Raw genomic sequence first — 11,909 nt, 5'->3', positions numbered from 1 at the left:
TTAGGCTGCTTCGCCGCCCTCGGTCTCCTCCTCGGCGGCTCCTTCCTCCTCCACCTCCACGATGGTCACCACCGGTGCCTCCGGATCCTCCGCAAACCTCACCCCCTCCGGAGGAGTAAGATCCCGCACATGGAGGGTGTCGCCCACATCGAGATCCGATACATCGATCTCAATTCTGTCCGGGATGCGGTCCGGGAGACAGGAAACCGTGAGCTCGTGCATGAGCACCTCCAGCAACCCTCCGCGCTCCACCCCTTTGGCCTTGCCCACCACCACCACGGGCACATCCACCTCCACCGGACGATCCATCCGCACCTCGTAGAAGTCGGCGTGAATGATCTCGTCGGTGACCGGATGATATTGTAACTCCTTGATCAAGGCCATCTTCTGGGTGCTCTGCCCGTTGTCCTGAATGGTGAGGTTGAAAATGAGCTGTTCCCCCCGGTGACGCAGAAGGATCTTTTTGAGCTCGTTCAGACGCGCCGTAAGCGGGATCGGTTCGGTCTGCGGACCGTAAAGAATGGCCGGGATGAGCCCCTGCCTGCGCAGCTTCTTGGCCACCTCTTTTCCGGTCTTCTTTCTAACCTCCACCGTAAAGGCTACCTGCCTCATTCCTTAACCCTCCTTCCGAATTAGACGAAGAGAGAACTTACCGAATCATCCGCATGGATCCTGCGGATGGCCTCCCCCAGAAGCCGGGCCACCGAGAGAACCTTGATCTTTTTAATCTCTTTTGCCTCCTCGCGCAAGGGGATGGTGTCGGTGACCACCAGGGACTTCAGGGACGATTTTCTTATGCGCTCCACCGCCGGCCCGGAGAGCACGGGATGGGTGGCCATGCCGTGAACCTCCTTGGCGCCGCGTTCCTTTATGGCCTCGGCGGCCTTGCACATGGTCCCCGCGGTGTCCACCATGTCGTCCAGGATGATGGCCACCTTGCCTTTCACCTCGCCCACCACATGCATCACCTCGCTCTGATTCGGTCCGGGGCGGCGCTTGTCCACGATGGCTATCCCGGCATCCAGCCGTTTGGCGTAGGCCCGGGCCCTCTCCACCCCGCCGGCATCCGGCGATACGATCACCAGCTCCTCGCCCCGGAAGGTGTCCCGCAGGTAGTCCAGGAGCACCGGGGCGGCGAAGAGATGATCCACCGGGATGTCGAAAAAGCCTTGAATCTGGCCGGCGTGAAGGTCCATGGTGAGCACCCGGCGCGCCCCGGCCACGGTAAGCAGATTGGCCACCAGTTTGGCGGTGATGGGCGTGCGCGGGGCGGTCTTCCGATCCTGCCGGGCGTATCCGTAGTAGGGAATAACCGCGGTTATGCGGCGAGCCGAGGCCCGGCGCAGGGCGTCGATGATGATGAGAAGCTCCATGAGGTGCTCGTTCACCGGCGTGCAGGTGGACTGCACCACGAAGACATCCGCTCCCCGCACATTTTCCTTTATCTCCACGAAGATCTCCCCATCGCTGAAACGCCGGATCTCCATGGCTCCCAGGGGCACGGCCAGATACTCGCAGATCTTGCGGGCCAGCTCCGGATTGGAGGTGCCGCTGAAGATCTTCAGGTGATTGATGAACATGGGAAGGCCTCCTCCTCTGCGTAATTGGTGGCCACGAAAAATCGGTATTCCGGGAAGCGGTTTCTCAGGGCCTCCGCGGCCCCTCGGGCCTCGCCCTCCGCCTCAAAGATCGCAAAGAGGGCCGAGCCGCTTCCGGAAAGTCCCACTCCCCGGGCCTGCACCTTCTTCATCTCCTCTTCGAGCCCCCTGAGCTCCGGATGTCGGGCAAAAACCAGCTCCCGAAAGTCGTTGCTCAGGTCTTTCTCCGGCGAAAAATTTTCCGGCCCATAATTAAGCGGGGTTTTTTCCTTTGTCAATCTCAGGTTGCGGTAGGCCCAGGCGGTGGAGATCCGGAAGGGGGGCACCGCCACTACATACCAGGCCGGTCTGGCCGGCCAGGGCGTAAGCTCGTCGCCGATTCCCCGTCCAAGGGCCGTGGAGTGTTCGGAGAGAAAGAAGGGCACATCCGCTCCCAGCTCCCGGGCCAGACGGAAAAGGTCCTCCCGGGAAAGGTGGCCGGGATAGAGCCGGGCCAGCCCCCTGAGCACCGCCGCGGCGTCGCTCGAGGCCCCGCCGAGACCCGTTCCCGGAGGAATCCTCTTGCGCAAACGGATGAAGACCCCGGCCTCCACCGCGGCCCGGTTGAGAAACCCCTCCGCCGCCCGGAAACAGAGGTTCTCCCGTCCCGGAGGGGCCTCGCCCTCCACCTCAAGGGTTATGTCCGTGGCCCTTTCCACGAAGACCTCGTCGCACAGGGTGATCTTCTGAAAACAGGTCTCTATCTCGTGATAGCCGTCCCTGCGCCGGCGCAAGATCCTAAGAAAGAGGTTGATTTTGGCGGGAGCCACAAGCCGCATTACCAATCTTCAGGAGGTCAACTTTACATACCGGATACGCAGTTCGTAGAGAATGCTTTCGAGCAGCCGCTCCTCGTCGGGGGTAAGATTCCCCCGGGTCTTTTCCCGGAGCATGTCCAGGGTGTCGATGGTGTGGCGGGCCAGCTCCAGGTTCACGCTCTTTTCGTTGGTTTCCGGATTGGGAAGCTCCCCCAGATGAATGAGCGCTGCGGTATTCAGGGAAAGAATAAAGGTGCTGAAGGTCACCGGAGGAAGCGGAGCTTCGGTCTTATCCTTACCCATGATTTACCCCCGTTTTTTGATCACCACTTCCGTGCGGCTTATGTACCCCCCTTTGAGGGGTTTTTTCTCGCTTAGAGTGTCGTGCAGTTTCTTCACCGCGTCGGTCTTTACATATTCCTTGGCCATGGAGAGGAAACGACGGGCCTCCCCCACCTTACCGTCCACCAGGTAGTCCCGGGCCCGCTTGAGAACCGCTCTCTCCCTTTCGGAACGCCATCCCGAGGCGTCCTGGAACCCAAACAGGGAGGGCAACTTCATCACGCGCTTTTCCCCACACCGGGGACAGGGCGGAAACTCCTCCCCCATTTTCATGAGCTTCTCGAAAATCTCCCCGCACACCTCACACCGAAACTCGTAGATGGGCATCCTTGAAACCCGGTTAGAGTTTTTCTGCCAGCCGAAGATATTTTAGCAGGATGAAGGAGTTCCCCCAAGTCACTATCACCAAATGGTCTAGTTCTCCTTTTTTGGCCTTTCTCCTCTCCGTTGTTTAAAATGACCGGAGATGCGGGGATAAGGTAACTTGTGTTTGATATTTTCAAGTAGCAGACTCGGTGGGGGTAAATTTATTTTTGAGATTTTGGCGCACCTGTGGAGGAATCGAGAGGTTCTCAGGACTTTTGTTGAGGCTCAGGGCTTATGGGCTCCGCTGGCCTTCGTGATGCTTCAGGCCGGGCAGGTGGTTCTGGCCCCCGTACCCGGGGAGATGACCGGATTTCTCGCCGGAGCACTCTTCGGCCCCTGGAAGGGATTTGTCCTGGCCATGGTCGGTCTGGCCCTGGGGTCAAGTGCGGCCTTCGGACTGGGAAGGATCTTCCGGGAGAGGGTGAAACGGCACCTGGCCGAAAAGAGGTTCTACCGGCGGATCACGGAATTCACCCGCCGACGCGGTCCCGCTGCGGCCTTTCTCCTGTTTCTCTTTCCGGGGTTCCCCAAGGACTATCTCTGCTATGCCCTGGGCCTTCTCCCCATGCCCTTTCGGGTGTTTTTTCCGATCATGCTCCTGGGAAGGGCTCCGGCCACCCTGGTCCTTACCGTTCAGGGGGACGCCGCTCTCACGGGACACTGGAAGACCCTCCTTGCGGCGACCCTTCCCGTGGTGATCCTCTGGCTTCTCCTCAGGCCATTTCTTACCGGGGAAGATACTCCGGTCGCCAGTTAAAGATGGCCCGGAATACCGACCCCCGCACCTTGGGATTGATGGTGTAGAGGTGCTCCTCGAGCCACCGTTCCATGAAGACGCGCCTGGTCTCGCCGGAAAAGGGGCAGGGATTTTCCACTACGGGAAAGCCCCGTTTCTGGGCAAAGGCCTTGAGCACCGACTTTTCCACGAGAATGAGGGGTCTTATCAGGTAAATCCGGCCCTGGAACATCTCCTGGACCGGAAGAATGGTGGAAAGTTCCCCTTGAAAGCACATGTTCAGGAAGAAGGTGACCACCAGGTCGTCCCGATGATGCCCGAAGGCGATCTTGTTGAAGCCCTCCTCGCCGGCCAGCCGGAAGAGGTGTTTGCGACGATACCAGGAACACACGAAACAGGGGGATGGTTTGCCCCGTTCGGCGGCCTCCATGGCCCTCGATCCGCAGTCGGTTCGGAGGAGCTGGAAGGGCACCCCGAGACCCCGGCAGAACTCCTCAAGCCTCGAGAGCCCTTCCTCGTATTCGGGGCCCCGGGGAAACCCCATGTCCAGGTGCACGGCCCGGAGCTCGTACTCGAAACGCACCTTGCGCCGCCATTCGGCCAGAAAGTAGGTAAGGACCAGGCTGTCCGCCCCTCCGGAAAGGGCCACGAGAATGCGATCACCGGGAGAAAGCATTTCGTACCGGTGCAGTGCCCGCCCGATGAGCCTTTTCAGTTTGAGGTAAAGAGACATGCCCTAAACTTTAAAGGCCCCTTTTCCCCGGGGCAATCCCCGGAAATAGGATCCGAGCCTATTTTTCCGGGAAAATCGGAAAACGAAATTTCGTATTGGCGGATGGTTTAAATGTGATTTAAAAAAGGAGGTATGGGTCTGGAGCTGGACGAGGATCAGAGGAAGGCGGTCGCGGTTTCGGGGTCGGCGCTGGTGGTGGCCGGGCCCGGGGCCGGAAAGACCAGGGTGCTTCTGGGACGCGCCCTTCACCTCCTGGGAAAGGGGGTGCCTACGGAAAGGATTTTCCTCCTGACTTTTACGGTGCGCACCCGCCAGGAGCTGAGGGATAGACTCTCCGCCCTGGGGATATCCGGGATACGGGTGGAGACCTTCCACGCCCTGGCCTACGACCTCATCGCGGAGGCCACGGGCTCTCCCCCGCGTCTCGTCTCCGAGGAAGAGGCCGAGGCCCTGGTGGGAAAACTCCTCAAAAAACACGGCCTTAAGGGGAGTCCCCGTCGGGTGCTGGAGAAGATCCGGGCCGGGGACGAGACTCTGGAGCCTCTCCGCAGGGAATACCTCGAATACCTCTCCGCCCGGGGGCTCTTCGATTACTATCGCCTGCTCCTTTACGCCCCGGAGATCGTGCGGGCAGACTTTTCGAACTGTGCGCTTCTCATCGACGAGTACCAGGATCTTTCCCCGGAGATGCTCTCCTTCCTCAGAATCTTTTCCGGAGCGGAGTTCTTTCTGGTGGGAGACCCGGCTCAGGCCATCTACGGGTTTCGGGGAGCCCGTCCGGAGATCCTCCAGACCCACCTCCGGGAAATCGTCCCGGAACTTCGTCTCCTTACCCTGAAAAGAAGCTACCGGGTGCCGGAAGCGCTTCTCGGAATGGCGGAGGGTCTGAGGGAGGATCCCTTCGGCCTCAAGGTTCGTCTTTCCGCGATGCGTCCCGGGGGGACGCTGAAAGGTCTGGTTTTTCCCACGGAGAAGTCCGAGGCCGTGGGGGTGGCCAAGGAGGTGGCCGCCCTTCTGGGAGGGGTTTATCTGGAGAGTTCGGGCCGGGGCGGCCGGGTCTCTCCGGGGGACATCCTGGTTCTGGCCCGCCTCCGGGCCCTGCTTTCCCGGGTTCGCGAGGCCCTTTTGCGGGAGGGGGTTCCGGTGGCCGAGCCGGAGGAGAGGGCCGCCGAGACCCTGGAGAGACTCAGGTCCCTGGCGGAGTCCTTCTCCTCGGGGGCCCTCTCCCGCGGGGATCTGGCCCGGGAGGTTCGGGCTCTCGCTCCCCATGTGGCGGAACTCGTCCTGGAGCCGGATCTGGAACGGGAGAGGATCTCGGCCCGATTGAAACTCCTTTCGCTGGCGGATGTGATCTCCGGTTCCCGGGAGGGGGTCAATCTGGTCACCATTCACGGAGCCAAGGGCCTCGAGGCCGAGGCGGTGGTGCTGGTGGGGGCGGAGGAGGGGCTCGTGCCCCTCACCCTCTTTCCGGACACCGATCCCTCCGAGGAGAAGCGTCTCCTCTATGTGGCCCTGACCCGGGCCCGGGAGACCTTTATTTTTACCGTTTCCCGGGCGAGGACCCTCTTCGGGAAGCGTCTTCCGGGCCGGCCTTCCCCCTGGCTCGCTACCGTCCCCCTTGCGGAAGGGGCACCCCGTCCGGTAAGGCGCCCGGCCCAGGGCACCCTCTTCACCCTCCTGTTGATTCTCCTCCTGGGGCTTCTCCCGGGTCTCGGCCGGGCCGAGACCCTCAGGGAGTGTCTTCACCGCTTCACCCCGGTGCTTCTCAAAAGACACCCGGCGCTTTCCGCCCTCTCTGCGCGCATCAGGGCTCAGGAAAAACGCATCGCTCCGGCCGGCGCCCTTCCGGATCCGCGGATCTCCTTCGTGGTGCGGAATGTGGGTGATCCCGTGCCGGCCAACACCCTGGGAGAGGAACCCATGAGCCTTACGGGTCTCCGCATTGAAGAGAGGCTTCCCTGGCGAGGCAAACGGCGGGCCCGCCGGGATCTCGTCAGCCTGGAGGAAAAGATCCTGAGGGTGCGCTATCGTCAGAGGGTCTGGTCCCTCTGGGGGGATCTGGCCGAGACCCTGCTCGAGGCCGCTTATCTGGAAACCGAGGCCCGGGTCCTGGACGACCTCTCCGGCACCCTGGTGAGCCTTGAGGAAAGCGCCCGGGCCCGATACGAGGCCGGGAAGGGACTTCAGGCCGACATCTTCCGGGCCGCCACGGAAAGGAGTCTTCTCACGGAGAGGATCCGGCGCAACCGGGAAAGACGGCGTATCCTCCGGGAGCGTCTGGAAAAACGCCTTCTCTTCACCCCCTTTTCCCGGCTTCCCGAGCTCGCCCTTCCCCGGAGGCTTCCCCCGCTTCCCGGGAGGGAGACGCTCCTTGCGCTCATGGATAAATCGCCCCGGGTGGTTCTTTATCGCCTAAGACTGCGCCGGCGCGAGGTTTCGGCGCACCTAGCCGAACTGAACCGCTATCCCGACCTCAAGGTCTTTGCCGGCTGGTATTCCCGGGGGCCCTATCCGGAAATTTACGAGTTCGGGGTGGGGATAAGTGTGCCCCTCTTCATCTCCCGGAAACAGGAACCTCTATGGGAGGCCGCCAAGGAAGAGGTGGTGTCCTCGAAAAAGACCCTGGAGGACATAAAGTCCGAGCTTCGCTATCGGCTGGAGGAATGGCTCGTTCGGGCGGAAACCGAGGCCGAGCTCGTTCGTCTCTATCAGGAGGAGGTCCTTCCGCGAGCCGAGGCCGATTTCGAGTCGGCCCGGTCCTATTACGGGACCGGGACCCTGGATTTTCTTAATGTCCTGGAAAGGTGGCGACGGCTTCTGGAATATCGGCTGGGCCTCGAACGGCACCGGATCAATTATCTCCTGGCTCTGGTGAGGATGCAGACCCTTCTGGGGGCCTCCCTTACGCCGGAGCTTCCGGGGCCCGAAGGAGGTGGGCCATGAGACCGGCGGTGCTGTGGCTGACCCTGTGGTTGTTGTTTTCTCCGGGGGTGGGTCTTTCCGCCAGGAAGACCATTTACATCTGTCCCATGCATCCCAGCTACAAGTCCGACCGGCCGGGAAAGTGTCCCATCTGCGGGATGGATCTGGTGCCGGCCAGCCAGGTTGCGGTCCCTTCGGCCAAGGGCGAGAGGCGGAAAGGGGAAAAGGCTCCCGGAACCCGTAAGGCCCCGAGGGAGCGTGCTTTTCCCCTGGTTCCGGTGAGGATTTCCCCGGAAAGGCAACAGCTCATCGGGGTGCGTACGGCTCCGGTATCTCACCAGCGTCTGGTGTTAACCCTGCGGGCCCCGGCCCGGGTCGCCTACGACGAGACCAGGATCTTCGAGGTCCACACCCGGGTGGCGGGCTGGGTGGAGGAGGTCCGGGTGGACTGGACCGGAAGGTTCGTGCGCCGCGGTGAAACCCTCTTTACCCTTTACTCTCCCCGGGTTCTGGCCACGGAGGAGGAACTGCTCCGCGCCCTCCGGTGGCTCGACGAACTGAAAGAAACGAGGGCTTCCCCCGAGGCCCTATCCACCGCCAGAGAGGCCCTTCGGGCCGCGGAAAGGAGGCTCCGGCTGTGGGGATTTCCGGAATCGGCTCTCGCGCTCCTGAAGAGCAAACGCAAACCCCTCCGGGCCTTCCCGGTGGTGGCTCCGGTCTCGGGCTTCGTGATAAAGAAGACCGTCTTCACCGGAAAGAGGATCACTCCCGCGGAACCCCTTTACACCCTGGCGGATCTTTCCCGGGTGTGGATCGAGGCGGATTTTTACGAGACCGAGATACCGGAGATCAAACCCGGTCTTGAGGTGGAGGTGTTCGTCCCTGGGGTCCCTCGCTCCCTCAGGGCCCGGATAGAGGAGGTCTATCCCTGGGTGGAGGACAGGCTTCGCGTGATGCGGGCGAGACTCACCCTGGACAACCCCGGGGGAAGGTTAAAGCCGGGGATGTGGGCGGAGGTGCGGGTGCGCATTCCCCTGGGGATGAAGATGGTGATCCCGGACGAGGCCCTGATCTACGGCGGAGGGCACTACTATGTCTTCGTAAAGAAAGGGCCGGGACTCTTCGAACCCCGCATGGTCCGGGTGGGCCGCAAGGTGGACGGCAAACGCATCGTGCTCTCCGGTCTCAGGCACGGCGAGGAGGTGGTGGTCTCGGCCAACTTCCTGATCGACGCGGAGTCGCGTCTCAAAGCCGCCCTTTCGGCCTTCGGAGGGGGAGGCGGTGGTCACGCGGGTCATTGAGGCCTCCGGGCGCAACCCCTTTCTGGTGCTTACCACCGTGGCCTTCCTGTGCCTGGCGGCCTGGTTCGCCGTCCACCGGGTCCCCCTGGATGCCATTCCGGATCTCTCGGACATCCAGGTGATCGTGGTGGCGGAATGGCCGGGACAGAGTCCGGACATCATGGAGGACCAGGTCACCTATCCCATAGTCTCCTCCCTGGTGGCCGCTCCCCGGGTGAAGACGGTCCGGGGTTATTCCTATTTCGGCCAGGCCTTCATCTATGTGCTCTTTAAGGACGGCACGGATCTCTACTGGGCGAGGAGTCGGGTGCTCGAGTATCTGGACCGCATCAAGGGAAAGCTTCCCCGGGGGGTGCGGGTGAGTCTGGGGCCGGACGCCACCGGGGTGGGCTGGGTCTTTGAGTATGCCCTGGTGGACAAGAGCGGGCGTCACGACCTTTCCGAGCTTCGCACCTTTCAGGACTTCTACCTCAAGTACTGGCTGGAGGCCGTGCCCGGCGTGGCCGAGGTGGCCACCGTGGGAGGATTCGTAAAGGAATACCAGGTTCTCCTCGATCCGGTGAAACTCTATGCCCACGGGCTCTCGGTGCTCGAGGTCATAAGGGCCATCCGGCGGAGCAATCAGGAGGTGGGAGGAAGGATCCTGGAGTTCTCCGGCAAGGAATTTTTTGTTCGCGGCCGGGGGTATGTGAAGGGAATCTCCGACCTCGAAAACATCGTGCTTCGTAACGATCCGGTGACCGGCACGCCCGTGCTGCTCAGGGATGTGGCGGAGGTGCGTCTGGGGGCGGCGTTGCGGCGAGGGGCGGCGGAACTGAACGGCGAGGGCGAGGTGGTGGGGGGCATCGTGGTCATGCGTTACGGGGAGAACGCCCTCAATGTGATCCGGCGGGTGAAGGAGCGCCTGAAGGAAATAGAACCCGCCCTCCCGGAAGGGGTGAAGATCGTCACCACCTACGATCGTTCCGAACTCATCAAACGGGCCATCGGCACCCTCCGCAAGACCCTCCTTGAGGAAATGATCGTGGTTTCGGTGGTGATCTTTCTCTTCCTGCTTCACCCTCCCTCGGCCCTGGTGGCGGTGGTGATCCTTCCGGTGGCGGTGGCCCTTTCCTTTATCCCCATGTACTACCTTCGCATCACCGCCAACATCATGTCTCTGGGGGGCATAGCCATCGCCATAGGGGCCATGGTGGACGCGGTTATCGTGCTGGTGGAAAACGCTCACAAGCACCTGGAACACGACACCGGCCCCCGCAGGGAGGTGATCCTGCGGGCGGCCCGGGAGGTGGGACCGGCCATCTTCTTCTCCCTTCTGGTGATCACGGTCTCCTTCCTGCCGGTCTTCGCCCTTCAGGCCCAGGAGGGGCGTCTGTTCAAGCCGCTGGCCTACACCAAGACCTTTTCCATGTTCTTCGCCGCTCTTCTTTCCATCACCCTGGCTCCGGCCCTAATGGTCTGGTTCGTGCGCCGCGGTTTCCCGGAGGGCAAGAATCCCCTCTCCCGGATCCTGATCGCCGTCTATCGTCCGGTTCTGGGGTTGGCCCTGCGCTGGAAATGGCTGGTGGTGCTCCTTTCCCTGGCCTCGCTCGCCGCCACGGTGCCGGTATGGCAACGCCTGGGCTCGGAGTTCATGCCTCCGCTGAACGAGGGATCCATCCTCTACATGCCCACCACCCTTCCCGGGATCTCCGTCACCGAAGCCGTGAGGGTGCTCCAGATCCAGGACCGTATCCTCAAGAGTTTCCCCGAGGTGAAGACCGTTTTCGGCAAGGTGGGCCGGGCGGAAACCGCCACCGATCCGGCTCCGCTCTCCATGGTGGAGACCACGGTGCTCCTCAAACCCCGGGATAAGTGGCGACCGGGGATGACCTGGGACAAACTCATCGCCGAGATGGATCGGGCCATGCAGATTCCGGGGTGGACCAACGCCTGGACCATGCCCATAAAGACCCGCATAGACATGCTCACCACCGGGATCCGCACCCCCATCGGGATCAAGATCTACGGAAAGGATCTGGCCACCATCCAGCGGATCGGTGAGGAACTGGAGGCCCTGCTCCGCGGTCTCCCGGGGACCCGCAGCGTTTATGCCGAAAGGACCAGCGGGGGATACTATGTGGACATAGTGCCGGATCGAAGGGCCTGTGCCCGCTACGGTTTGACCGTGGGCGAGGTCCTGGATCTGGTGCGCACCGCGGTAGGGGGCCTGGTGATAGACTACACCGTAGAAGGGCGGGAGCGATACCCCGTCCAGGTTCGCTACGCCCGGGAATTCCGGGAGGATCTCCCCGGGCTGAAAGGTATCCTGGTAAAGACCCCCTCCGGGGCCATGGTCCCCCTGGGGGAGCTTGCTCGCGTAAGGCTCACCGACGGTCCTCCCATGATCAAGGACGAAAACGGTTTCCGGGTGGGGTATGTTTATGTGGATGTGGTGGGGAGGGACATCGGGAGCTATGTCCGCGAGGCCAGGCGGGTGGTTCGGGAAAAACTCAGGCTCCCCCCGGGATACTTTCTGGAATGGAGCGGTCAATACCGCTACATGGAGCGGGTCAAACGGCGCCTGACCCTCCTCATACCCTTTACGGTCTTTCTCATCTTCTTCCTGCTCTACCTCCACTTCCGCAACCTGGTGGAGGTCACCCTGGTGATGCTTTCCATCCCCTTTGCCCTGGTGGGTTCGGTTTGGCTTCTCTGGTTTCTGGGTTACAATCTCTCGGTGGCGGTGGGGGTGGGAATGATCGCGCTGGCGGGGGTGGCCACCGAGACGGGAGTGGTGATGCTGGTGTATCTGGACGCGGCCCGGCGCAAGAGGGAGAGTGCCGGTCCGCTTGATTCTCGCGTCCTGAGAGAGGCGGTGGTGGAGGGAGCGGTCATGCGCCTGCGCCCCAAGGTTATGACCGTGGCCACCACCATTGCCGGTCTCCTGCCGCTCCTCTGGTCCCGGGGCACCGGAGCGGATGTGATGCGCCGCATCGCCGCCCCCATGATCGGAGGGCTCGTCACCTCCACCCTGGTCACCCTGCTCCTCATCCCGGTCCTCTACGAGTGGTGGAAGGGTAGATCCTATCAGAGACAGTGATCCTTACATATGAAGAGCGACATACGGATTTA

The 11,909-nt window shown here is 62.0% G+C and carries 10 protein-coding genes; 4 read left to right on the top strand and 6 right to left on the bottom strand.

All coding sequences use genetic code 11. The features are described from left to right. Genes K3767_RS00775 through K3767_RS00755 form a run of 5 tightly spaced genes read right to left on the bottom strand, consistent with a single transcriptional unit; the run spans position 1 to position 3,064 of the window. Positions 1-612, bottom strand: a complete 612-nt coding sequence (locus tag K3767_RS00775; protein WP_221171657.1) for a 50S ribosomal protein L25/general stress protein Ctc — start codon at positions 610-612, stop codon at positions 1-3. A 20-nt stretch (positions 613-632) separates the two neighbouring features. Beyond that, positions 633-1,580 (bottom strand): ribose-phosphate pyrophosphokinase, encoded by a 948-nt coding sequence (locus tag K3767_RS00770; RefSeq protein ID WP_255592108.1) that lies wholly within the window; start codon positions 1,578-1,580, stop codon positions 633-635. Further along, a complete protein-coding gene (gene ispE, locus K3767_RS00765) occupies positions 1,562-2,416 on the bottom strand; it encodes a 4-(cytidine 5'-diphospho)-2-C-methyl-D-erythritol kinase (protein WP_221171656.1) in 855 nt (284 codons plus the stop codon). The genes K3767_RS00770 and ispE overlap by 19 nt, the downstream gene beginning before the upstream one ends. 9 nt (positions 2,417-2,425) lie before the next feature. Beyond that, complete coding sequence (locus tag K3767_RS00760; RefSeq protein WP_221171655.1) at positions 2,426-2,698, bottom strand: DUF1844 domain-containing protein; 273 nt, start codon at positions 2,696-2,698, stop codon at positions 2,426-2,428. 3 nt (positions 2,699-2,701) lie between these two features. Then, complete coding sequence (locus K3767_RS00755; RefSeq protein ID WP_221171654.1) at positions 2,702-3,064, bottom strand: zinc ribbon domain-containing protein; 363 nt, start codon at positions 3,062-3,064, stop codon at positions 2,702-2,704. A 214-nt stretch (positions 3,065-3,278) separates the two neighbouring features. Here K3767_RS00755 and K3767_RS00750 point away from each other — a divergent pair, with 214 nt between their 5' ends. Then, complete coding sequence (locus tag K3767_RS00750; RefSeq protein ID WP_221171653.1) at positions 3,279-3,860, top strand: TVP38/TMEM64 family protein; 582 nt, start codon at positions 3,279-3,281, stop codon at positions 3,858-3,860. Here the strand turns inward: K3767_RS00750 and K3767_RS00745 are convergent. Further along, complete coding sequence (locus K3767_RS00745) at positions 3,829-4,572, bottom strand: ATP-binding protein (RefSeq protein ID WP_221171652.1); 744 nt, start codon at positions 4,570-4,572, stop codon at positions 3,829-3,831. The genes K3767_RS00750 and K3767_RS00745 overlap by 32 nt on opposite strands. 132 nt (positions 4,573-4,704) lie before the next feature. On the opposite strand from K3767_RS00745, the gene K3767_RS00740 reads away from it, so the two are divergent. The 3 genes from K3767_RS00740 to K3767_RS00730 are packed head-to-tail and all read left to right on the top strand — an operon-like array spanning position 4,705 to position 11,877. After that, on the top strand, positions 4,705-7,515 hold the full coding sequence (locus tag K3767_RS00740; RefSeq protein WP_221171651.1) for a UvrD-helicase domain-containing protein: 2,811 nt from the start codon (positions 4,705-4,707) through the stop codon (positions 7,513-7,515). After that, a complete protein-coding gene (locus tag K3767_RS00735) occupies positions 7,512-8,795 on the top strand; it encodes an efflux RND transporter periplasmic adaptor subunit (RefSeq protein ID WP_221171650.1) in 1,284 nt (427 codons plus the stop codon). The genes K3767_RS00740 and K3767_RS00735 overlap by 4 nt, the downstream gene beginning before the upstream one ends. Next, complete coding sequence (locus K3767_RS00730) at positions 8,776-11,877, top strand: efflux RND transporter permease subunit (protein ID WP_221171649.1); 3,102 nt, start codon at positions 8,776-8,778, stop codon at positions 11,875-11,877. The genes K3767_RS00735 and K3767_RS00730 overlap by 20 nt, the downstream gene beginning before the upstream one ends. The last annotated feature ends 32 nt before the right edge of the window (positions 11,878-11,909 follow it).

The organism is Thermosulfurimonas sp. F29 (assembly GCF_019688735.1).
Classification (GTDB): Bacteria; Desulfobacterota; Thermodesulfobacteria; order Thermodesulfobacteriales; family Thermodesulfobacteriaceae; genus Thermosulfurimonas_A.
The sequence above is the reverse complement of the archived record's forward strand: the minus strand, read 5'-3'. Positions and strand labels throughout refer to the sequence as shown.

Excerpts from the sequence above, each read along its gene's own strand:
- K3767_RS00775 (WP_221171657.1), bottom strand. The coding sequence starts at position 612 with ATGAGGCAGGTAGCCTTTACGGTGGAGGTTAGAAAGAAGACCGGAAAA.
- K3767_RS00770 (WP_255592108.1), bottom strand. The coding sequence starts at position 1,580 with ATGTTCATCAATCACCTGAAGATCTTCAGCGGCACCTCCAATCCGGAG.
- ispE (WP_221171656.1), bottom strand. The coding sequence starts at position 2,416 with ATGCGGCTTGTGGCTCCCGCCAAAATCAACCTCTTTCTTAGGATCTTG.
- K3767_RS00760 (WP_221171655.1), bottom strand. The coding sequence starts at position 2,698 with ATGGGTAAGGATAAGACCGAAGCTCCGCTTCCTCCGGTGACCTTCAGC.
- K3767_RS00755 (WP_221171654.1), bottom strand. The coding sequence starts at position 3,064 with ATGCCCATCTACGAGTTTCGGTGTGAGGTGTGCGGGGAGATTTTCGAG.
- K3767_RS00745 (WP_221171652.1), bottom strand. The coding sequence starts at position 4,572 with ATGTCTCTTTACCTCAAACTGAAAAGGCTCATCGGGCGGGCACTGCAC.
- K3767_RS00740 (WP_221171651.1), top strand. The coding sequence starts at position 4,705 with ATGGGTCTGGAGCTGGACGAGGATCAGAGGAAGGCGGTCGCGGTTTCG.
- K3767_RS00735 (WP_221171650.1), top strand. The coding sequence starts at position 7,512 with ATGAGACCGGCGGTGCTGTGGCTGACCCTGTGGTTGTTGTTTTCTCCG.